General features: G+C 44.3%; 18 protein-coding genes. 1 reads left to right on the top strand and 17 read right to left on the bottom strand.

The window, feature by feature from the left end:
- The 15 genes from ARA78_RS00240 to ARA78_RS00170 form a co-directional block, all read right to left on the bottom strand.
- On the bottom strand, nucleotides 1-492 hold the full coding sequence (locus ARA78_RS00240; protein WP_015533284.1) for a hypothetical protein: 492 nt from the start codon (nucleotides 490-492) through the stop codon (nucleotides 1-3).
- Nucleotides 493-584: 92 nt separating this feature from the next.
- On the bottom strand, nucleotides 585-3,305 hold the full coding sequence (locus ARA78_RS00235; RefSeq protein ID WP_022216602.1) for a tetratricopeptide repeat protein: 2,721 nt from the start codon (nucleotides 3,303-3,305) through the stop codon (nucleotides 585-587).
- Between the two features lie 78 nt (nucleotides 3,306-3,383).
- Nucleotides 3,384-3,644, bottom strand: coding sequence for an HPr family phosphocarrier protein (locus ARA78_RS00230; protein WP_015533286.1), 261 nt, complete (start codon nucleotides 3,642-3,644; stop codon nucleotides 3,384-3,386).
- A gap of 19 nt (nucleotides 3,645-3,663) precedes the next feature.
- On the bottom strand, nucleotides 3,664-4,614 hold the full coding sequence (gene whiA / locus ARA78_RS00225) for a DNA-binding protein WhiA (protein WP_015533287.1): 951 nt from the start codon (nucleotides 4,612-4,614) through the stop codon (nucleotides 3,664-3,666).
- A gap of 32 nt (nucleotides 4,615-4,646) precedes the next feature.
- Nucleotides 4,647-5,525, bottom strand: a complete 879-nt coding sequence (rapZ, locus tag ARA78_RS00220; protein WP_015533288.1) for an RNase adapter RapZ — start codon at nucleotides 5,523-5,525, stop codon at nucleotides 4,647-4,649.
- A gap of 27 nt (nucleotides 5,526-5,552) precedes the next feature.
- Entirely contained in the window at nucleotides 5,553-6,467 is a 915-nt protein-coding gene (gene murB, locus ARA78_RS00215) for a UDP-N-acetylmuramate dehydrogenase (RefSeq protein WP_015533289.1), read from the bottom strand.
- 291 nt (nucleotides 6,468-6,758) lie between these two features.
- Complete coding sequence (locus tag ARA78_RS00210) at nucleotides 6,759-7,700, bottom strand: ROK family glucokinase (RefSeq protein WP_055280056.1); 942 nt, start codon at nucleotides 7,698-7,700, stop codon at nucleotides 6,759-6,761.
- Between the two features lie 57 nt (nucleotides 7,701-7,757).
- The gene (gene hprK / locus ARA78_RS00205; RefSeq protein ID WP_015533291.1) at nucleotides 7,758-8,708 is read right to left on the bottom strand and encodes an HPr(Ser) kinase/phosphatase; all 951 of its coding nucleotides are present in this window, start codon (nucleotides 8,706-8,708) and stop codon (nucleotides 7,758-7,760) included.
- Between the two features lie 152 nt (nucleotides 8,709-8,860).
- Nucleotides 8,861-10,255, bottom strand: coding sequence for a hypothetical protein (locus tag ARA78_RS00200; RefSeq protein ID WP_015533292.1), 1,395 nt, complete (start codon nucleotides 10,253-10,255; stop codon nucleotides 8,861-8,863).
- A 2-nt stretch (nucleotides 10,256-10,257) separates the two neighbouring features.
- A complete protein-coding gene (locus tag ARA78_RS00195; protein ID WP_055279811.1) occupies nucleotides 10,258-11,817 on the bottom strand; it encodes a hypothetical protein in 1,560 nt (519 codons plus the stop codon).
- Entirely contained in the window at nucleotides 11,807-12,379 is a 573-nt protein-coding gene (locus ARA78_RS00190) for an RNA polymerase sigma factor (protein WP_022216606.1), read from the bottom strand. The genes ARA78_RS00195 and ARA78_RS00190 overlap by 11 nt, the downstream gene beginning before the upstream one ends.
- A 179-nt stretch (nucleotides 12,380-12,558) precedes the next feature.
- A complete protein-coding gene (locus ARA78_RS00185) occupies nucleotides 12,559-13,377 on the bottom strand; it encodes a YesL family protein (RefSeq protein ID WP_055279810.1) in 819 nt (272 codons plus the stop codon).
- A gap of 112 nt (nucleotides 13,378-13,489) precedes the next feature.
- A complete protein-coding gene (locus ARA78_RS00180) occupies nucleotides 13,490-14,350 on the bottom strand; it encodes a carbohydrate ABC transporter permease (RefSeq protein ID WP_022216607.1) in 861 nt (286 codons plus the stop codon).
- Between the two features lie 10 nt (nucleotides 14,351-14,360).
- Entirely contained in the window at nucleotides 14,361-15,302 is a 942-nt protein-coding gene (locus ARA78_RS00175; RefSeq protein ID WP_015533296.1) for a carbohydrate ABC transporter permease, read from the bottom strand.
- A gap of 114 nt (nucleotides 15,303-15,416) precedes the next feature.
- The gene (locus tag ARA78_RS00170; RefSeq protein WP_055279809.1) at nucleotides 15,417-16,841 is read right to left on the bottom strand and encodes an ABC transporter substrate-binding protein; all 1,425 of its coding nucleotides are present in this window, start codon (nucleotides 16,839-16,841) and stop codon (nucleotides 15,417-15,419) included.
- A 558-nt stretch (nucleotides 16,842-17,399) separates the two neighbouring features.
- Between ARA78_RS00170 and ARA78_RS00165 the strand changes: the two genes are divergently transcribed.
- On the top strand, nucleotides 17,400-18,287 hold the full coding sequence (locus tag ARA78_RS00165) for a hypothetical protein (RefSeq protein ID WP_022216609.1): 888 nt from the start codon (nucleotides 17,400-17,402) through the stop codon (nucleotides 18,285-18,287).
- 82 nt (nucleotides 18,288-18,369) lie between these two features.
- Here the strand turns inward: ARA78_RS00165 and ARA78_RS00160 are convergent, their stop codons facing one another.
- Nucleotides 18,370-19,995 carry an ABC-F family ATP-binding cassette domain-containing protein gene (locus ARA78_RS00160; protein WP_015533297.1) on the bottom strand — a complete coding sequence of 542 codons (1,626 nt, stop codon included), beginning with the start codon at nucleotides 19,993-19,995 and terminating at the stop codon, nucleotides 18,370-18,372.
- A gap of 181 nt (nucleotides 19,996-20,176) precedes the next feature.
- Complete coding sequence (locus tag ARA78_RS00155) at nucleotides 20,177-20,359, bottom strand: hypothetical protein (RefSeq protein WP_015533298.1); 183 nt, start codon at nucleotides 20,357-20,359, stop codon at nucleotides 20,177-20,179.
- Nucleotides 20,360-20,511 lie beyond the last annotated feature (152 nt).

Below are 20,511 nucleotides of genomic sequence, written 5' to 3'. Positions count from 1 at the left end.
CTATTCATACAGGAATTTTTCCCTGAAATACGTCTTAAGTGCTGGTTCATCGATATCCATATACTTCATCACAACCTCATACAGGAACTCCTTATAATATTCCCAGTCTTTTCCCGACATATCCAGCTCCTGTACATCCTCATAGAATATCTCTCCAAGCTTATTACGAAGTCTTATAGTCGCTACATATAAGTTGATATTACCATTTGCATTCTCTGACTTCACCACATCCACCGTCATGTCTCCATACTTCAGATGGGTCTCTCCACGCATGATCCTTACTTCCTTCTCAATGCGCAAAAGGCATTTCTCCTCAACCATATCCCGCAGGAAATACCCACGATTTTCAAAGAGATATTTCTTTATGGACATGAGAATGATCTCATTCTGAGAATAACCGGTATAATCAGATAATCTCTCCAAATCCCTCGCCATTCTGGAATCCATTCTCAAAGGCTTGCTCGTGAGCTCTCTCTTGTTAAGTCCCGGCATAATATGCTCCCTTTCTCTATCCCTATGGGGTAAAAAACCCGGAGGAGATATGTCCTCCGGGATCATTCTGATCTAATTGATATCCTGTTGTATTACTCGCCTTTGCCGATCGACAGGAATCCACTCTCATTAGCCTTCAGCAGGAATGCAAGACCGATGTTCTTCTTGCCCTCCTCTGTCGCCTTGTAGATCTCACCTGTCTCAACAAGAGACTTGGCTATTGCAACTACGACATCCTTGAACTGCATCATCTGACGCCTGTCCTTGGAACTCAGCTTGAATATGTACTGGTTCTTGGAGCTTATCAGAAGGATGCTGAATGTATGTACGTTATCCTTTGAAGCCCTTATTGCAGATCCGATCATTCTTGAGTTTGCAATGATCACATCCGCATTCTCATCAGGCAGATACTCTGAAACTATCAGCTTGTAGATCTTCAGGTAATCCTGCTCTGCCGTAGCATTGACAGGCATCTCGGCAACTGCAAACTCAACGACTGAATCAGCCATCTTGATAGTACCGCCGTCATCGTTGATGACTGAGTTACACTCCTTTGGAACACAGAGTCTGAAGAACTTGTTCTCCACAACCTTCTGTCCCTTGGCCGGCTCTCTGAGTATGAGGTCTACATAGTTCATCTCCAGCTTGTTCATGGCAACTATCGCTGACTCATCACCGGTCTCAGCAAGATCGATAAGAGCGTCATACAGGCTCCATATCTGCTGGGTAGTTGTAGGCACAAGTCCGATAAGTTTCTCTATAGCCGGAACATATCCCATACTTGCATTCTCTATGTACAACTTGATGGCCTCGTCGTTTGCCAGGCCCTTCTCAACCTTGTAATTGATGACCTTGAACAGGTTCTCCTTATCCCAGTCATCGAAGTTCGCATTGAACGCCTTCTCGAAATACTTGATACTCTTGATTTCGCCCCTGTAGTTATCCTGCTTCTCCTGTACCTGATAGATTCTTCCGAGCTCATATCCGGCACGGGCGCTTCCAAGACCAAGTGCCTCAAGATAAGCCTTCTCAATCTCATATGGTGTTGCAATGTAGAAAATCTGTCTCTGCTTCATCATGGCTATCTTGATAGCCGCTGACTCGCTTCCGGCCTCCACTGCACGCTCCCACTTCTCAACGGCTGTCTGAAGGTCCTCTCCCTTGAGATCCTCAAGATCCTTGATATAGCCCTCAGCCTCCTGAATACCGTTCTCTCTGGCCTTCTTGAAGTAAGACAGTGCCTTGCCTCCGTCTCTCTTCGTTCTGAGCAGACCGTAATAATATATTCTTCCAAGATAGAATGCAACTCTCTTGTGTCCAAGACGCTCTGCATTCTCATACCAGTTAACTGCCTTCACATAATCCTTGAGCTGCTGGTCGTATACGATTCCAAGAAGGAATGCAAGCTCAGGATCCTTAGTCGCCTCAAACAACTGCTTTGCATAGCTTATAGTCTTCTCAACATCCCTGTACGGGCTGTCCTCATCGTAGTACAGCTCTATCAGAAGGTAACTTGCCTTTATGCTTCCAAGCTTAAGAGCCTGCTTTGCGGCTCTCATGGCACCCTCATAATCCTCAAGGTAGTAGCAGTATATAGCCTCGTTATAATACTGCATATCCTTTCTGTTGGCACTGTGGTCACTGGCCAGTGTAGGATCTACAAACGCAAATGAGTTGGCTGTCTCAAATATGATCTCCTCGTACTGCTCTATGATCTCCATAGTAGCACATACGAATCTCATACATGCCAGTCTACGTCCATGATAGAAGGCAAATGACACGATTCCCTTCTCCATGTCCTTGTGATAGTAAGTCGTACATATTCCATCTGCATACTCTGTGACATACGCCTTGAGCTGCAGCTCTTCGTCAAACGCATCGTTACAGTATCTCAGGTAGTTCTCAAGAGTCATCTTTGAATCCTTTGGCACACTGTCATAATATACATACATTGCAAAATCCTTATATGTAAGACTTGGTGCGTAATACTCCTCGCCTGTCGACTCGTTGATCGTCTTCACCCAGCCCTTTGGAAGCTTGTGGATGAATCCCTCAACCTGATCATGTACATATGTGTACTGATACTGAAGTCTTGAAGCCTCGATAACCTTGTAACGCGGCTCCTTTCCCTTTGCCTTTCTGGCCTCTGCTATATCCGTGTACAGCTTGTCCTTCTCCTCGAACTCAAGGCTGTCACCATGGGTACTCATGTACTCAACTCTCTCGTATGAAGCCTTTGCCTTGGCATCACCGGTATCAGCAAGCTTCTTGTACCACATCATGGCCTTGTCCAGATCGATAGGCACGACATAATCACTCTTGTTGCCGTACTCATCCACTCTGTTAAGTCCGCTCTCGTATATTGAGCCGAGGCTCATATACGCTGCCTTTATACCGTAATCTGTGGCTGCAAGCTCATAATACTTGATTGCCTTTGAGAAGTTCTGAACCTCCAGAAGCATCTTGGCAAGCTTGAATATAACATCGCCGTCATGGTTCTGATTCACATACTTCTCGTAATACTTGGTAGATTTATTCAGATCCACATCCACAACTGCGTTGCGGTACTTTCCCTTCTCATAGAACTCTGCAAGTGCAAGAAGAGCATCATCCCCATATGACTTATACTGCGCATCCATTATTCCTATGTCTGCAACCTGTTCAAGTATGTTTACTGATTCCTCAGCATCTCCGTTGTCCATAAGGTTCATGGCCTTGTTGAACTGGAGCTCCACATTGTTGACCGGTTCCTTCTTTTTGGAAAATCTGGATACGAATGGTATCTTCTTTAATAATCCGTCAAAAAATCCCATATCCTGTTCCTCCGACAAATGTCCATTGATAAATTTATTTTACCACATACACATCCGAGGTGCAATAAATCATCCAAATTACTTATTGTTTTTTGTCAGATATTCTGAAAGTGCATTGACTGCTGCCTCTTCGTCAGCACCGTCTGCAACTATAGTGAGCTCACTGCCATTCTCGAAGTTCATGCTCATCATACCCATAATGCTCTTAGCATTGATTCTCTTATCTCCGGTAACAAGGTGAACCTTGCTGTCATACTGACTTGCAATCTGTACAAGAACTGCAACAGGTCTTTCCTCTGCCTCTCCCATCATTGATACAACAACTGTCTTTTCGATCATTACATCCTCCTTGGGCTCATCAACAGCCCCGCATTTCTTCTGCGATTTCACTTATTTTTCTTAATCTATGATTAACCCCCGACTTACCGATCGGCGGCGTCATCATCTCACCAAGCTCCTTAAGGGAAGCATCCTCATTCTCCAGTCTGGCAAGCGCCAGCTCCTGAAGGTTATCGGGCAGATATCCTATGCCCTTTGTCTCTATTATGTAATTAATGTCATTCATCTGCTTTACGGCAGCGCTCACGGTCTTGTTGAGGTTTGCGGCCTCACAGTTGACCCTGCGGTTGATATTGTTACGGATATCCTTCCTGATCCTTATGTTCTCCATATTCATCAGGGATATGTGTGCCCCCATTATTCCCAACATATCAACTATCATCTCTCCATCCTTCAGATAGACGACGTAGTATTTCTTCCGCTGTATTATGCGGGCTTCCACACCAAATCCGTTTATTATCTCCTGTATGAACTGTGCCCTTCCCTCGTTCTCGCACACCACCTCCATGTGGTATCCCTTGTTCGGATCACTGATTGATCCCGAGGTCATGAACACTCCTTTTATATATGCTCTTCTGCAGCAATCCTGCTGAACATCCATCCTGCTGACCTTCATGAGCTGACACTGTATCAGTCCTTCACACTCATGTTCGTTTTCTATCTTCAAGGTCATCAGTATCGTATTGACAATCTCTGGAGAATTGATCTCCATCCTGTATACTCTGCTGTCAGCTCCGGTCCTTCTTACACTTGAGTCCGGAATATATCTGAACAGCCTTTTTATCAGGGAAGCTATCTCCTTTGCGATAACACTTCTCTCTGTAACTATCACCAGCCCGGCCGGTCTGCCGGCCCAATATCTCACATATGCCACCATTGAGATCATCGCAGCCAGCTCAGCTATCTGACAATGCCTCGCTCCCGGGACATTCCCTGCCAGCTCCATCTTAACGTCTGAAGAAAATGACATATTCCACCTGCTATACTATCTGTTATTACATGCTACAACTTCTTGACTATTGAATCCTTCAAAATATCCCTGTGAACTATCCTCACTGTATACTTTGACTTCTGCAAACGGGCATAGACAGCATTGGCTATCGTGACGGATCTGTGTTTTCCGCCTGTGCAGCCGATGGAAATGACCAACTGATTTTTGCCTTCCTTGATATAATTCGGTATCAAAAATGTTATCAGATCTATAAACTTTTCCAGATACTCAGGGCCCTCCTTGCAGTTCATAACATAGTCCTGTATCTCTTTGTCGTTTCCCGTTTTCTCCCTGAGTTCAAGGTCATAGTACGGATTAGGCAGAAATCTCACATCCTGAACTATATCAGAATCCCTCGGTATTCCATACTTAAAGCCAAATGACATGACCGTAATTATGAAATTCGAATACTCCTCATTCTGCACAAATATCTTGTCAAGCTCCGCCTTAAACTCTCTCACAAGGAGGTTGGTAGTATCGATTATATAATCAGCCTCCTCCTTGAGGAAGCCAATAAGCTCACGCTCCTTGTTTATTCCATCTATTATTCGCCCACCCTTGACCGAAAGAGGATGGTTTCTTCTAGTCTCTTTATAACGCTTTACCAGAGTTGCATTGGAACACTCAATGAACAGGATCTCATAATTCATGCCCTCTCTTCTGATATCCGCCAGGCACGAATTGAGCTGTGACAAAGCCCTTCCACTTCTGATATCAACACTGATAGCAACATCATCCACCTGGATCTGCTCATCATAAGCGATCTCGGCAAATCTTTTTATAAGCTGGATAGGCAGATTATCAACACAGAAAAATCCGGCATCCTCAAGCGTCTTAAGCGCCGTTGCCTTTCCTGCTCCACTCATTCCTGTCACAATAACAAATCTCATGCTCTGTTCTCCCTGTCTCACTAAATGCTAGAAATCGCCAAGCATCTTCACCTCAGGCTCCAGCATCACGCCAAACTGATCCATAACCTTCTTCTGTACATCATGGATCAGACCTGTCACATCAGCAGCGGTTGCACCGCCCCTGTTCACAACAAATCCGCAGTGCTTCTCGGACACCTGTGCTCCTCCCACAGAATATCCCCTGAGTCCTGCTTCCATTATAAGTTTACCCGCAAAATATCCCTCAGGTCTCTTGAATGTAGAGCCCGCCGACGGATACTCAAGCGGCTGCTTTGTTCTTCTGGAATCCGACAATTCCTTCATTCTGTCATCTATATCCTGCTGCACACCTGCTGCCAGCTTCATGGTAACCTCAAGAACTATGAGCCCCTCAGCCTCCACAGCACTGTGTCTGTACGAAAAATCCAGTTCATCCGACGACATATCATATATATGTCCATCGGCATCCATCACCTTGACACTGGTGACAACGTCCTTCATCTCACCACCATAAGCTCCCGCATTCATATACACCGCACCGCCTATAGTACCGGGAATCCCGGAAGCAAACTCAAGACCGGTCAGCGAATTATCCCTTGCCAGTCTGCTGACTCTCACCAGCTTTGCCCCGGCCTGGGCTGTTATCACATCACCGTCAACTGTTATCCCATTCATATTGTCCATTATATTGATTATCATGCCCCTGTAGCCAGCATCCGACACAAGCAGATTACTGCCATTACCAAGAACAAAATACGGTATCTCACATTTCCGACAAAGTTCTATAAGCCCCGCAACCTGATCTGCATCAGAAGGACTCGCAAAATAGTCGGCAGGACCGCCCACCCTGAAGGTAGTGTGTGCGCTCATCACCTCATCTGCGCTTGCATTCTTCTCTCCGGTTATCTCTCGAATACTGTTCAATATTTCTAAATCTGACATGTCAACCTCATACAATCTGTCTTCTATATTTTATTCACATGTGCATGTATTTTAAAACAAAAGTAAAAGCACCCTCTGTCACAGAGAACTGCTTTTTTCTTAACATACACAATAAAAGTCTTTAATATATTGGATTTTACGGCACTATTCATCACCATTAAATTCATCATACATTAAAGACTTTTATAATTCAATATTAAAATTTAATATAAATTTACCATCTTTCGCAAAACCTTTGGATATTTTCACAAATTCTACTGGTAAATTTTACCGAATTTACATTCAGGTCAATTACCTTCCAAGTATGCTGCATGCACTTCCATAAATACCTGCATCATTGCCAAGCTGTGCAAGTGCGAACTTTGTCTGTCTGCATGCATGGAATGCATAATGCTCGAAATACTTCTTTACCGAATCTGTAAGTATGGAGCCCGCCTTTGACACGCCTCCACCGATTACAAATATCTCAGGATCAACTACACATGCTATCTGTGCAAGCGCACGACCCAGGATACGTGCCTGTGTATCAACTATCTCAAGTGCAAGCTCGTCTCCTGCCTTTGCTGCATCAAATACATCCTTTGCAGTAACAGCCTCGAGCTCACGGAGAGTTGACTTCTTATCTGAAGCTGCCATAGCTCTGCCCGCAAGTCTTACCACGCCTGTTGCAGATGTGTACTGCTCCAGACATCCCTTGTTTCCGCATCCACATGTCTCGGTCTCTGAATCGTCAACACATATATGTCCGATCTCACCGCCGGCACCATTCACGCCGAACAGCATCTTGCCGTTGAGTATGATTCCGCCGCCAACACCTGTTCCAAGTGTTACCATTACCAGATTGCTGTGGCCCTTGCCACCGCCCTGCCACATCTCTCCGAGCGCAGCGACATTTGCGTCATTTCCAGCCTTTACAGGATATCCGACCAGCTTCTCCAGCTCGTCCTCAACATTCAGTATTCCCCATCCGAGGTTTACACACTTGAGAACCGTTCCATCCTCCTTGACAGGTCCCGGAACTCCGATTCCAACGCCCTCAACATCTTCCTTTGCAAGCTTCTTGCTTTCAATAACTTTCTTTATAGAATCAGCAATGTCCGGAAGAACATTCTTTCCACCGTCCTCTGTGCGGGTCTTGATCTCCCACTTGTCGAGCAGTTCGCCCCCAACGGTAAAAAGTCCCATCTTTACTGTAGTTCCTCCAACATCAACTCCAAATACATACTTAGCCATGTTTTTTCTCCTTCCACATTCTCCGCTTTTTATTGTAATATCACGGCCGGCAGTCATTTACTGCTTGTCACCACCGCCGTTGCCCTTCATAATATTCTGTGTAACTCTGTTATAAAGCTCCTGAGCTGCATTGTATCCCATCTTCTTCTGTCTGTGGTTTACAGCCGCCGACTCAACTATGATCGCGATATTTCTTCCCGGTCTGATAGGTATGTTGTGACTTACCACCTTATTTCCCAGGAACTCCATATAATTGTCCTCAAGTCCGAGTCTGTCGTATTCTGTATCTTTGCTCCACTCCTCCAGGTTGATGACAAGATCGATATTCTGATCTATCTTAACGCACTCAACACCAAACAGTGATTTCACATCTATTATTCCAATTCCTCTGAGCTCAATAAAATGCCTTGTTATGTCAGGAGCTCTTCCTACAAGAGTTGCATCGCTGACCTTCTTGATCTCAACCACGTCGTCCGCAACAAGTCTGTGTCCTCTCTTCAGAAGCTCCAGCGCCGCCTCCGACTTACCGATTCCACTCTCACCCATGATCAGTACGCCCTCGCCGTATACATCGACAAGAACCGCATGCACCGATATTCTTGGAGCCAGCTCCACATGCAGCCATCTGTCCACCTCATGTACAAATGCAGATGTGACCGCATCGGATGTGAGTACTGGAACCCCATGCTTCTTCGCCATCTCTATGATAAATGGATATGGCTCAAGGCCTCGGCAGAATATAAGGCATGGCGGCTTGTATGAGAAGAACTCATCCATGATGCGCTTGTTCTCCTCCTCAGTATGCATAGCTGCCACATAGGCATGCTCAACATTACCACAAATCTGTATTCTTCCTGCATCAAAGTGCTCGAAGAATCCACCAAACTGTACTGCCGGTCTGTTCATACCCGGATCCTGGATAAGTATCTTATCCGTATCGATCTCCGGAGTATGGTTCTTGAGATCCATCTTCTCTATAAGCTGTGTAACCGTAACACTGTAAACCATATAAACCCTCTGCAACACCGAAACCGATGTTTTTCCTTTCCTAATATAGTCAATATGACTTATTTTATCGCAATTAATTATACTTATGTACGCTCTCTGTTGTCAAGCAGACATGCACAATTACACAGCCAAATATGCAACTCATTTGTGGTCTATTTATTCAGAAATCTCGCCTCATCCTGAACCATGCTGACCTCGCTTCCATCCCTCGCATCTATCAGTACAAGCTGTATCGGGTAAGTGTCGGAATGATCCGAATCCAACTGTGCAAATGAGTACACAGGTATAGCCTCATACTCGCCGTCCCCTGTCTTTATCCTGAAATATGTGAGTCTCACATCGTTGAACTCCACTGAATTATATCCGGTATAATCCGCAAAGTGGCTTTCCATGACTCCCTTGAGGCTTGTCACCGCAGAATCCCAGGTGATCAGTGTCCCTGCATCCTGAATATCCCCCGCGGACTTCATCGGCCAAGTACATGTAAATCCCGTAAGTTTCTCTCCTGTAAATGCGATACTGTATGTGGACTGCTCCGTATAGTAGTATTTCTCTGCAGAAAACGAACCACTATCCTCCGCATTCTTCTGGTTTGAGATGGTGTCTATGCCAAATGCATCCGGCTGATAGAGCGGCTGTCCATTCACGGACGCCTGAAATGTCACAGAGTATCCATCCTTCTCATATCCTACAACCTCTCCATACTCATCACTATATTGGCGGTAAAGCTCCGACTGTGATGTAGGGACCACATCATTAAAGCCCCATTTGTCCATGTAGTCCAGCGCTTTTACCATTCCGGCATCCTCATCCATGCCACTCATATTGGATTCATCAGTCTGAACGTCCGACGGATTCCCTTCATTTGCCGTTATCAGTTCCGCGGGATCCCATGAGGTATACTCCGTGAATGTCGCACCCTTGTCCGCCATATCTTCAGGAACAGGGTCCGTCACCGCAAGCTGGATAGAAAATCCCTCATCTGATATCCACGACAGATCATAAAAATACAGTATGTATTCAACTCCATCTATCTTCCCAATAAAATAATCCTTGCTGTAATCCACATCGGCACCCCTATGAGCGAACAGTTCATCTCTCTGCTCCTGTGTCACACTGTCCTTCATATCATATGGATACTCGAAAACTCCATCCTCCTCGTCAAATATGCTTTTGAGTATCGTCTCCCTATCTTCAGCTCCTATGCTGCCCATGGTGAACTTCTTCGTATACATCTTATCGGCATCCGGAGTCTTGATCTCCGACGCTTTGATGCTTGCAGACTCCAAAGTTCCGCAATTTTCAACAGGTATATCAACACTTACGCTGGTCGGAATGCTGAGTGTTCTGGCAAGTCCACCCACACTGTCATCATAATCTGCATCCTTCTCGGTGTCCCCGGACGTGTCCGTTCCGCTGCTGTATTCCTTGATATCATCGCCCTCTATGACCGCCGTGTTTGCTTCCTTTTTCTTATCCGCGCAGCCACCGCACGCCATCGCAAGGCAAACCAAAGCTGCACATATCATCCATCTTCTTTTCCTCATATTTACTCTCCTTCACCAAGATATATTGTCATATACTCATAATAACCTGCCATTGAACTGCTCGGACTTACCTGCATGTAACAATCCTCAAGCTCACTCTCGTCAACAAGGAAATACACCGTCAGCAAATGTTCTTCGCCATCCCTCTTCAGGCAGCAGTAGCCATCCACGCTCTTTTCAGTAATCTCTGTGCCGTCATCTACTACATACGCAGGTACTCCATATGTCATCCGTCTTTCATAACTCGCACGAGGCTCACCATCTCCGCAATAATAATTCGTGTCAACCGGTGGCGCCAGCTTGTCCCCCGAGAGTTTTTCTCCCCTCTCAAGATCTATAACTATATCGTCATACGGATATGCTCTGTAGTCCGCTTTATATGTGATATCCACCGCAACCATCCGCAAGCTGCTGTTATTATAATCTCCCCAGCTTGTAAAGCTGTTATCTGTCGCTTCGTTCATCCTCCGACATCTGACATCCACAAAGTTTCCGTCCGTATCCACCAGACCTTTCTCCTTGAGATCTCCCACAACATAGAGCATATCCGCAGGATCTATTCCCCGGGTGTCATCGTATACGTTCACACTGTTTACCGTCATCTCTACGCCATCCACAACAAACGACTCGTCCAATCCTATAAATGTGTACTTGTCATCCACCTGGATCGTATCAACATTATCCGGATTGTCATCATAAAATGTTGAGTCAACTCCGACCCAGTTAGATGGATCATCGCCCTCAGCATCCTTGACATTTATTCCGGTCACGATCTTGTCCAGTTCCTCATCCGTTATATCGCAGCCGATATACACAGTCAGAATAACGGACTCTTCTTTTATCGGAACGTACAGCACTCTATCAAATCCCCAATCAACTCCTCCCCTCTCAAACAACAGGTACTCATAACTTCCCGCCTGTCTGACTGTGGCATCCTCGATGCTTCGGTTTATCACAGTATTCGACTGTCCATTCCACTGGGTTGCCGCTATGGATATTCCCATATATCCTTTCCTGTCCGGGCTGTCATACTTACATTCCTCGACCTGAACCACGCCTTCCGGCAGATAATCAAGAGTGATCTCCACGTATCTTTTGCCAGAATTTATCATGTATGAATTACCATCGCTTCCTTTCATTATGCTCTGTGTTCCATTTTCTTCCTCCTCCGCCATTCTCTTTTTCATCGCGTCCAGAGTCTCCGTGCTCTCGGTGTCATCTGCAGCTGTGGCAACACCATCGTCATTGAGCTCTATCGTTCCACTTGCATAACCACCATTCTTCTCGATCGTAAATCTATACACGCTGACCGCAGCATGGATCGATACCGGTATAAGGATCACACCACACAGCAGCAGTGCTGCAACCTTGATAATTCTCTCCATTCCTCCATGTCTTTTCCCGAGGCCTGTCGGTCTGCCGGACTCCTCCATATCTCTCATTCCGGCGAGCAGACTTTCCTTTTTAGCTTTGTATTCTGCCGAAAATTCATGTTCAGACAGCTTGTCCATATTATCCGTATTGTCCGTGTTATCAACATTCTCCATATTCCTATTCTCCATCCAGCATCATCTCCTTCATCAGCAGTTTTCGCGCTCTCTTTACCGCCCGCTCATATTTCTTCCGGACCGCAGCCTCTGTCAGCCGCATCAGATCAGCTGTCTCTCTTACACTGAGCTGCCGCACTATCCTTAGCTGGAGCACTAGGGCATCATCATCAGATAATCTTCCAAGTATGCCTGTTATCAACTGTCTGTTCTCCACCTCATCAGCCATATTGCTCTTCACCGATGGATCGGCATGACTCCACAGGATGTTGTCTGCAAGTTCCGTGGAATCGTCATCCCCCTGCAGACTGCACACAGCCTCTTTATCTCTTTTATTTTTCCTGTACATATCAACAGCGATATTTCTTGCAGTCTTGGTTATGTACGCCGACCTCTTCTCCTCCGGCATCCTTTTTATCATATTCCTGTATCTTATGACTTTCAGAAATGTCTCCTGTACAGCCTCCTCCGCCTGCCATATATCTCCCAATACGGCATACGACAGCCTGTATAACTTCTGTTCGTACTTGTCATAATATTCTGCTATCAATTCGCTGTCTTTCTTATCATTATGCATAATTTCCCTATCCTTTTTCATGTGTTCCCCGCCATGAACACCCCTTGATATTCTGTCTTTTTTGAACGTTCACTATATATAACGATTACATTATCATAAATGTGACACTTTTTCATAAAAAAAGAGGTTAAAGATTTCTCTTTAACCTCTTTTATGGGAAATATCACTATCTTCAGGCTTTATGCCTGTTCCGAATCCAAGTCTTCTTTATTCCCTGTATCCTCTTTATCCTTTTCTTCAGCTTCAGCCTCGGCTTCTAACAGTTTCGCAGCAGTTTCAGCCTCCTCCTTTGCCTTCTTCGCCTCTTCCTCGGCTTTTCGGGCGGTTTCCTCCAGTTTCTTCTCGTTGAGTCTGAATATCTTCCTCATCGTCGTACTGGTTCCGTATGCAATCGCACCAAATATGAATAAAACCCACAGATACCATATATTAACAAATATCATAGGGTATCTCACGCATATAAATATAGGTGCAAACCATGCGATAAATACTTTTAACCATGAGCCCTTATATGTGATAGCCAAAGCCAGTGAGTTTCTCACCGTGGTTCCCAGCTTATTGTTGTATCTGGCTATCAACGGGAACAAAAACGGAACAATAAGTCCCATAAATATAAGTTCTGTCACAAGAATTCCTGTGTAGAATGTAGATATGAATCCCGTCACTCTCTTGACAAGCAGGAATTCAAAATACATTACAAATATCGCAAGCAGAATAAAGAAATACGCTATGGTCGACTGTTTAAAGTTTCTCTTAAACTCATGGATAAATCCGGCGACAACCGTCTCTTCCTCATCCTCCTGCAGTCTTATACACATAGCATAAAGAGCTGACAGCGATGCTCCCACTGTAAATATAGGTATACAGCCAACTACAAAGCACACATTAAGTGCAAATATAGTTCCAAACGCATCCATTGCCCGTCTCAGAAGTGGTTCTTTCTCTTTTCCCCTGTCATTCTCTCTGCTCTCTTCCCTGTTGTTTGATATCTCGCTCATTCAAAATGTCCTCTTCGCTTATTGTTTCGTAAAAAAAAATAATATAATGCGGGTATCGATCGACCCAAGAGTCATCGATACCTACATTATATTTAATTGATTACAATATATATTACTCCTTTACACCACCAAGTGCAACACCTGCAATAATATATTTAGAAAGGAAGAAGTACATTACGAGGATTGGAATAACAGTTGTGAAAAGTCCACAATAGATCTGACCCCAATCTCTTGACTTATCATTTGCCTTTAACGCCTGAACGTACATTGGCATTGTCTGCTTCTTTCTCTCTGTAGCAAGTATGATAGAAGGTGTATACAGGTTATTCCATGATGCAACGAATCCGAAGATTGCCTGAGTTGCCATAGCTGGCTTCAGAAGAGGAAGTACGATCGAGTTGAACGTATGAATTTCTCCTGATCCATCAATTCTGGCAGCCTCTACGATCTCTACTGAGAGGCCAGTCTCCATGTACTGCTTCATAAAGTAAACAGTTGTTGGTGCTGCGATCGCTGGAATGATCATTGCAAGATATGAACCATAAATATGTGTGAGGTTACATATCTTGATGAAACCTACGATAGATACCTGCTGAGGAATCATCATGATAGCATATATGAAGCCCCATGCAAAATTCTTTGCCTTGAAATTGTAAACTGTAACTGCGTAAGCTGTCAGAGAACCGAAGTAGATCTGAAGAGCTGTTGCAGGTACTGTGATAATTAACGAATTGAGCATAGCCTGAAGTACGTTTACTCCACTCGTCTTCGCACCACCCTCTAAAAGTCCCTTGAAGTTAGTGATGAACTGTGATCCAGGAACAAGCTTTATTCCTGTAAGAATATCACTGGACTTAAGTGTTGAGTTAATTAACAAAATATAAAACGGTATGATTGACAGGAAACAAAGTATGATACAGATGACATATCTTAAAACCCTCGTTCCCGTTGCTTTTGATTCTGTCTGATCCAACTTTGTTCACCTACTTTCCTTGTTTTTCTGTTTTCTCTGATGTCAGCTTGTAGAACAGTAAGCTTATAATCAATGTGAATGCGAAAAGCATTACTGAGTAAGCTGCAGCTTTACCATAATCCTGTGTAGGACCTGCACTTACGTACTTCTTGATAAGCATAACTACTGTTGTTGTAGAATTGACATCCGATCCACCTACTCTTACAACCGGGTTACCTTCGTTGAAGAGCTGTGGAATATCGTACATCTGCAGACCACCGATAGCTGATGTTACAAGTGTGTACTGTAAGATCGGCTTGAGCAGTGGAAGTGTTATCTTAAAGAACTGCTGCTTTGATGTAGCACCATCAACACTGGCTGCCTCGTAAAGTGATGGATTGATACCGAGAATACCTGCACAAAGGACGATCATTGTATTACCATACCACATCCAGAACTGGATAAAAGCAATGATTATAAGTGATGCCCAGCCATGATTCAGGATACCACCCTCATCACACCATCCCCAACTTCTGAACAGGCTCGTGATAGGTCCCTGAACCTCGAACATACCGTAGAAGAGAACGGCGATTGTAGCTGCTGTAATGATGTTAGGCATGTACATGATTACCTTGAATACACCCTGACCCTTTATCTTAACCTTGATGTCTGTGAACCAGGCAGCAAGAACAAGTGCGAGAAGGATCTGAGGTACGAAGTTTACCAACCACAGAACAACTGTTATAGCAAGTGCCTGCCAGAACTCACTTCCGGTCTTTGCAAACACATAATTGGTAAAGTTACCGAGTCCTACGCTTGTTGTCACATATCTACCATTCTTAGCTGAGTAGATAAATGAGTTGTAGAACGTATAGATAAGTGGATACAGCTGAAAGATAAGGAAAACAAGGAAGAACGGAATGAGGAACATCAAACCATACTTGCCATATTCAACTGTCTTGTTCTTTTTCATAGTGTGATACGCCCCCTTAAAATATTGGTCTATAGTACACACGCACCAGCAACTTTCATTACTGATGCGTGCATTTTGTTACTTTATAGTTTTATCCTTTATTTTAGGGATAGATTACTTTGAGATACCAAGCTCTGAAGCACACTTGTCCTCGATGTACTTAACAGCATCATCAACTGATGTGTATGTACCTGAGTTGTAAGCTGTAGCTGCCTCGTCGATGAATGCCTTGATTGAAGCATCCTGGTATGTTACGTTGCTGAGGTTGATTCCCTCTGCTGATGCTGCCCATACCTCGATTGGGTTCTGTCCGCCAAGGAATTTCTGAGCTGCATTGTCGCTTAAAAGCTCACCATTGATAAGTCTCTCGTTAGCTGCCTTGTTGTTTACACAGTCACCTGTCTTGTTTGTGATATCAACACCAACATCTGGATCACATGTTAACTCGTAAAGAAGGAATGCACAAAGCTCTGGGTTTGGTGTATCCTTACCAACCATTACGTATGTACCGCCCCAGTGGTATGATGTAGGGCCTGTAACAGCTCCCCAGTTACCATCTACAGCGCCGTTACCCTGCATTGAACCGATGAACCAAGGACATCCGAAGTAGCAGAATACCTTTGAATCATTTGCCATATCAGCAGCCCATGATGAATCCCAAAGGGCTGTGTTGTTTGAATATCCACCATCATAGATCTTCTTACCTGTCTCAAGGTACTCTGTAACTGCACCGTCAAGTGTAAGCTTCTCTGATGAACCGTCATCTGTTACCCAAGGCTGTGACTGAGTATCCCAGATAGCGTACTTAACATCTGAAGGACCAGATACGATCTTGTATCCAGCATTCTTTAACTTGTCTGCTGTCTCGAAGAACTTGTCCCAATCAGCAAGAGCTGCCTGAACTGTCTCAGGATCATCTGATCCAAGAACTTCCTTAGCAATGTCTCTTCTGTAGAATACAGAACCTGCTGTAGCCTGCCATGTAACAGCCTTAAGCTCGCCGTTGTATGTGCCATACTGCTTAGCGAAGTCATATGAGTTAGCCATAACATCATCTGTGAAACCAAGATCTGTAAGGTTAGCTGTCTTTGTGTCATCCTCTGACCAGTACTTAGCTACATCGTTATCAGCAGGGATAAGTGAAGGATACTTATCTCCACTTGTAAGAGCTGTATCAATAGCTGTCTTGTACTCATCTGATGTTCCACCAACACCAAGTGTTACGAACTCAACATAGTCCTTGTACTCTGGGAACTTGTCAAGAACGACGTTCATCTTCTTTGAGAAATCCTCATCCCATGAGTAAGCGTAGATCTTCTTGCTGTCATCCCAGCCATCTGTGCTAGGTGCTGCAATTGCTCCTGTTGCTGAAGCATCTGCCTCTGTTGCCTCTGTAGCATCATCTGATGCTGCCTCTGTTGCCTCTGTCTTAGCCTCTGTTGCCTCTGTTGTAGCATCATCATTTCTGCCACATGCAACGAGTGATAATCCCATTGCCATAGCTAATGAAAGTGCTAACGCCTTTTTGATTTTTCTCACAAAAAAACCCTCCTTTTAAATATGTGTGCTATTCCAATGCTATGCTCTAAAATCACCTTATCGAGCATATCCGGAATGCCGTGTCATGCTTTTTCATGACCTCTGTTGTGATTTTATTGACAACGTCCTTGTCAACATAGGCTTATTATAGGGCATATTATCTAATTTGGCAACCCCTTTTTTGAGTTTTTTTATCTTTTTTGCACATTCGCCTTTTTTTAAGCTAAAAAAATAACTAATTAAACTTTATCTATAAGGCGTGTATTTTATCATTTTTGTCAAATAGCCTATTTTTCGTACATTCCATGCGCCTTTCCGGCTAATATGGCAACTGTACTTTATATATAGAAAACAGCTTATTTACAGGGTTTTCTTTTAGTCATTATGTATAGTGCATGCAAAACCGATCTGTTTTATTGTGCAATTTTAAATTTTAGACTTTTTTCACTATTGGAGGGGTTCTGTTCTCCTCTTCTATATGTTAGTATACTATTATTAAATATATTTGACGCGGAAGACCGGACGCCCTCCGGCTCTTTTCGTGCAGAGGAGTTTTGAATGAGCAAAAAAGATAATACACAGGAAGAGGTGCTGGAAAGCACACAGAAGGATGCCCCGGATGACATTTTGATCCAGCCAAGGGGTGTCAAGCGTGAGGTGGCCGACGGTTTCTCAGATCCTAGATCTGCAGCGCCCAAAGCGGACCTTGCGACCGAAAACAGTCTTGAGCTTCACGCCATGACGAGATCAGAGCGCCGCAGATACAGACGGGCGCAAAAAAAGGCTGAGACAGCGGACATGACACGCTCACAGCGTTTTCATTATTTTATAGACTGCAACAAATGGAAGATCATAGGAATACTGATGATCGTAGTGTCACTGGCCTGGATCTCACTGGCGGTATATTCCAATACCCGGCCGACGGTATTTGCATATGCGGTGGTCAACAGTCCTGATCCATGGAGCGTGGACACATCCGTTATAGACGACTATAAGAGCTACTATAATTATAAGGACTCGGACAAGATCAAATATATGCAGAACCTGCATTACGATCCGACTACATTTGACGCTGACTACGATGCAAATGGAACGGAATACTCTTCCTTCCCGCTGCTGTGCGAGGACAATGTATATGATGTGCTGATATCCGACAAGGCCGGAGTTGAGTGCTGCAGTTGGATAAATCTGATACATCCGCTTGATACATATGATGGCACTCTCAAAACTCTCTTCGAGGGAGAGCTCAAGGATCGTGTAGTAACGGCGCAGGATTCCGCAAATCACACTTCCGCATACGCAATAAACATCAGCGGAACGGATTTTGCCAACCGCATGAACCTGGGATACAACGATGTGTATCTCTCATTCCCGGGCAACAGCGAGGAGAATGTTGACCACATTATCAAGCTGTTGAATTACATTTTTGATCTTGGTATAGAATAAGAAAAAATGGCTGTGACATATTGTTGTGTCACAGCCATTTTTTCTGTCATGATCTGTATTCAGGTGATCATATATCAATATATCAGTCCTCTGAATCCATGTTCATGACCTGTCTCTTTCTGGCAAGCTCGTCATTTGCAAGATACTCATCGTATGTTGTCTGCTTGTCTATGAGACCTGTATTTGTAATCTCTATGATTCTGTTTGCAGTTGTCTGTACAAACTGGTGATCCTGTGAGGAGAACAGTACTACACCAGGGAACTTGATAAGTCCGTTATTGAGTGCCGTGATGGACTCCATATCGAGGTGGTTTGTAGGCTCATCGAGAATCAGGGTGTTTGAACCCATGATCATCAGCTTGGACAGAAGACATCTTACCTTCTCTCCTCCAGATAGGACCTTGACCTTCTTAACTCCATCCTCACCTGCAAAGAGCATTCTTCCGAGGAAGCCTCTTACATATGTGGCATCCTTCTCGTCTGAATACTGTGTCAGCCAGTCAACTATCACGAGGTCGTTGTCGAACTCCTTGGTGTTGTCCTTAGGGAAATATCCCTGTGAGGTAGTAACTCCCCACTTATAGCTTCCCTCGTCCGGTTCCTCCTCGCCTGCAAGTATCTTGAAGAGCATGGTGGTTGACTTGGTGTTCGGTCCGACAAATGCTATCTTGTCGTCATGACCAACCGTGAACGAGATATCATCCAGAAGCTTTTCTCCGTCAACCGTCTTGGAGATATGTGATACGGTAAGCACCTCGTTACCGATGTCTCTCTTTGGTCTGAAATCAATGTATGGATATTTTCTGCTTGATGGCTTGATGTCATCCAGCTCGATCTTCTCAAGGGCACGCTTACGGGATGTAGCCTGCTTGGACTTGGAAGCATTTGCCGAGAATCTCTGAATGAACTCCTGGAGCTCTTTGATCTTCTCTTCCTTCTTCTTGTTGGCTTCCTTCATCTGCTTGATCATAAGCTGACTTGACTCGTACCAGAAGTCATAGTTACCTGCGTAAAGCTGGATCTTGCTGTAATCTATATCTGCTATATGGGTACATACCTTGTTCAGGAAATATCTGTCATGCGATACAACGATAACCGTGTTCTCAAAGTTGATGAGAAATTCCTCAAGCCATGCGATGGCATCCATATCAAGGTGGTTTGTAGGCTCATCCAGAAGAAGTACATCCGGATTGCCAAAAAGGGCCTGGGCAAGAAGCACCTTGACCTTGAGTCCACCATCCAGATCCTTCATCAGGCTGTAGTGATACTCTGTGCCTACTCCAAGTCCGTTCAGGAGTGTGGAAGCATCTGACTCTGCCTCCCAGCCGTTCATCTCAGCAAATTCAGCCTCAAGCTCTGCAGCCTTGACTCCATCCTCGTCTGAGAAGTCCTCCTTCATATATATAGCATCTTTTTCCTTCATTATCTCATACAGACGCTTGTTACCCATGATTACTGTGTCAAGCACCTGGTACTCATCGTATTTGTAGTGATCCTGCTGGAGAACTGAAAGTCTCTCTCCATCATTCATTGTCACATCACCCTTTGACGGCTCTATCTCTCCTGACAGGATCTTCAGGAAAGTTGACTTGCCGGCACCATTTGCACCGATCAGTCCATAACAGTTACCCTCTGTAAATTTGATATTTACATCCTCAAATAAAGCCTTCTTACCAAATCTCAATGTTACGTTATTCGCACTAATCATCGACGTATATACCTTTCACTATTTACTCTGTCTGCACACGCAGACGTCTCCATTTTCAGTGATTAAGTATATCAATACATGTCAGATGTGTCAACTTTACTTTATGTACAGAGCGGCGCTTTTCCTGCCCCGCTCCACTCTTCCATTCTGATATCCTTTACCAGAATTTTCTGGCTGCCAGCTAGAGATTCTTGACTATAGGATCATACAGATCAAGCTCACAGTACTCTGTGTCTGTAAAATGATCGCAGTTAAGACAACTCTTACCCGTCACATCGTTTGAAAGGCCCTTACAAGAACACTTCTTCTCATACGCACTGCATCTCTCTGCAACTTCTTTGTAGGTTTCTGTTGAACTTCTCATGATGTTCTCTCCTTTTTGCTATGCATTTTTCTGCTGCCTTATTATTGTGTGTCTTTTTCTGCTTTTTATTCCACATTTCATTCTTCGCTGATTCTTTGCCACATCAAGGTACGGATTCTTGACAATATGCTATATATTAAGTACAATCAGAA

The organism is Coprococcus eutactus (genome assembly GCF_001404675.1).
GTDB lineage: Bacteria > Bacillota > Clostridia > Lachnospirales > Lachnospiraceae > Coprococcus > Coprococcus aceti.
The sequence above is the reverse complement of the archived record's forward strand: the minus strand, read 5'-3'. Positions and strand labels throughout refer to the sequence as shown.

Bases quoted from the DNA above. Each gene is read 5' to 3' on its own strand.
- ARA78_RS00240 (WP_015533284.1), bottom strand. From the start codon at position 492: ATGCCGGGACTTAACAAGAGAGAGCTCACGAGCAAGCCTTTGAGAATG.
- ARA78_RS00235 (WP_022216602.1), bottom strand. From the start codon at position 3,305: ATGGGATTTTTTGACGGATTATTAAAGAAGATACCATTCGTATCCAGA.
- ARA78_RS00230 (WP_015533286.1), bottom strand. From the start codon at position 3,644: ATGATCGAAAAGACAGTTGTTGTATCAATGATGGGAGAGGCAGAGGAA.
- whiA (WP_015533287.1), bottom strand. From the start codon at position 4,614: ATGTCATTTTCTTCAGACGTTAAGATGGAGCTGGCAGGGAATGTCCCG.
- rapZ (WP_015533288.1), bottom strand. From the start codon at position 5,525: ATGAGATTTGTTATTGTGACAGGAATGAGTGGAGCAGGAAAGGCAACG.
- murB (WP_015533289.1), bottom strand. From the start codon at position 6,467: ATGTCAGATTTAGAAATATTGAACAGTATTCGAGAGATAACCGGAGAG.
- ARA78_RS00210 (WP_055280056.1), bottom strand. From the start codon at position 7,700: ATGGCTAAGTATGTATTTGGAGTTGATGTTGGAGGAACTACAGTAAAG.
- hprK (WP_015533291.1), bottom strand. From the start codon at position 8,708: ATGGTTTACAGTGTTACGGTTACACAGCTTATAGAGAAGATGGATCTC.
- ARA78_RS00200 (WP_015533292.1), bottom strand. From the start codon at position 10,255: ATGAGGAAAAGAAGATGGATGATATGTGCAGCTTTGGTTTGCCTTGCG.
- ARA78_RS00195 (WP_055279811.1), bottom strand. From the start codon at position 11,817: ATGGAGAATAGGAATATGGAGAATGTTGATAACACGGACAATACGGAT.
- ARA78_RS00190 (WP_022216606.1), bottom strand. From the start codon at position 12,379: ATGCATAATGATAAGAAAGACAGCGAATTGATAGCAGAATATTATGAC.
- ARA78_RS00185 (WP_055279810.1), bottom strand. From the start codon at position 13,377: ATGAGCGAGATATCAAACAACAGGGAAGAGAGCAGAGAGAATGACAGG.
- ARA78_RS00175 (WP_015533296.1), bottom strand. From the start codon at position 15,302: ATGAAAAAGAACAAGACAGTTGAATATGGCAAGTATGGTTTGATGTTC.
- ARA78_RS00165 (WP_022216609.1), top strand. From the start codon at position 17,400: ATGAGCAAAAAAGATAATACACAGGAAGAGGTGCTGGAAAGCACACAG.
- ARA78_RS00160 (WP_015533297.1), bottom strand. From the start codon at position 19,995: ATGATTAGTGCGAATAACGTAACATTGAGATTTGGTAAGAAGGCTTTA.
- ARA78_RS00155 (WP_015533298.1), bottom strand. From the start codon at position 20,359: ATGAGAAGTTCAACAGAAACCTACAAAGAAGTTGCAGAGAGATGCAGT.